Below are 1,010 nucleotides of genomic sequence, written 5' to 3'. Positions count from 1 at the left end.
CTGCTCTGTGGAATAGTTCTTGCGGTTCTGTCTGATCAAGCATCTGAGTCGATTCAGGCAGGTGGGATCATGAGCACTCTGAGCAAGTCGCCAATCGCGATTCTCAAGGCGGCTCACGAGGTCGCCCGCGGCGTGCTGCCGGATTACAGCCATCGCAACAGTCCCAAGACGTTCACCCAGCCGCAGCTCTTCGCCTGCATCGTCCTGAAGCTGGCCGAGGCCGACGATTACCGCGGCATCGCGGCCAAGCTGGCCGACAGCCCGAGCTGGCGTGAGGCGATCGGCCTGCGGTCGACGCCTGAGTTCAGCACCCTGCAGAAGGCCTATCACCGGCTGCGACGCAGCGGCCGGGTCCGCGACCTGATGGACCGCTCGGTGCGGCTGGGCACCCCCGAGCCGGCCGAACCGGCCGAGGCCATCGTCGACTCGACGGGCATGCGGGCCGACCGGGCCAGTCGCTATTACTCGCAACGGGCCCGTGCGGCGGCCGGGACACGGCGGCCGCGGCCCGGCGGCGGTCGCCGGCGTCGACGCTATCCCAAGCTGGGCCTGGTCGTCGACCGTCACACGCACCTGATCCTGGCGGCGCACGGTGGCGTCGGCCCGCGGCCGGACGTCGATGAGTTCGTCGGGCTGCTCAAGGCCGCCCACTGGCGGCGTCGGCTCGGGACCGTGCTGGCCGACGCCGGCTACGACGCGGAGGTCAACCACCGCTACGCCCGCGAGGCGTTGGGGCTGCGGGTGCTGATCCGCCGCGGCCGACACTGCCGCGAGCCCGGCCCGCCGCGCACCCCGCACCGGCGGCGGACCGAGGAGGCCTGGGTCCGTGCGGCTTACGGGCAGCGGTGGCAGGTCGAGACGGTCGTGAGCATGCTCAAGCGACGTCAGGGGGACGTCTGCCGCAGCCGCACCGCCGCCGGCCAACGCAAGGATCTGTTCTGGATGGCCCTGACCCACAACATCCTCATCCTTTGGCTCTTCGCTAAAAAACGAACCTTTCCACAGAGCAG

1 protein-coding gene is annotated in these 1,010 nt (G+C 69.6%); it reads left to right on the top strand.

Features of this window, described 5'->3' with window-relative positions:
- Positions 1–69 precede the first annotated feature (69 nt).
- On the top strand, positions 70–1,010 hold a 941-nt coding region (locus AB1L88_RS26920; RefSeq protein WP_367099811.1), incomplete at its 3' end, for a transposase.

Source organism: Tautonia sp. JC769, from assembly GCF_040717455.1.
In the GTDB taxonomy this organism is placed as follows: domain Bacteria; phylum Planctomycetota; class Planctomycetia; order Isosphaerales; family Isosphaeraceae; genus Tautonia.
Note: the sequence above shows the minus strand (reverse complement) of the source record. Positions and strands in the feature narration are given on the sequence as shown.